This is a genomic window from Streptomyces morookaense (genome assembly GCF_013030945.1).
Lineage (GTDB): Bacteria > Actinomycetota > Actinomycetes > Streptomycetales > Streptomycetaceae > Streptomyces > Streptomyces morookaensis.
On record NZ_JABBXF010000237.1, the window covers coordinates 1 to 321 of the forward strand.

Genomic DNA, 321 nt, shown 5'->3' on the forward strand with positions numbered 1-321 from the left:
TCCAGCATGCCTCACAGCACACCTTCGCAGGCTTACAGAACGCTCCCCTACCCAACAACGCATAAGCGTCGCTGCCGCAGCTTCGGTGCATGGTTTAGCCCCGTTACATCTTCCGCGCAGGCCGACTCGACCAGTGAGCTATTACGCTTTCTTTAAATGATGGCTGCTTCTAAGCCAACATCCTGGCTGTCTGGGCCTTCCCACATCGTTTCCCACTTAACCATGACTTTGGGACCTTAGCTGGCGGTCTGGGTTGTTTCCCTCTTCACGACGGACGTTAGCACCCGCCGTGTGTCTCCCGTGATAACATTCTCCGGTATT

General features: G+C 55.1%; 1 rRNA gene. It reads right to left on the reverse strand.

From position 1 onward, the window contains the following. Nucleotides 1-321, reverse strand: a 23S ribosomal RNA gene (locus HG542_RS34335); the annotation flags it as partial.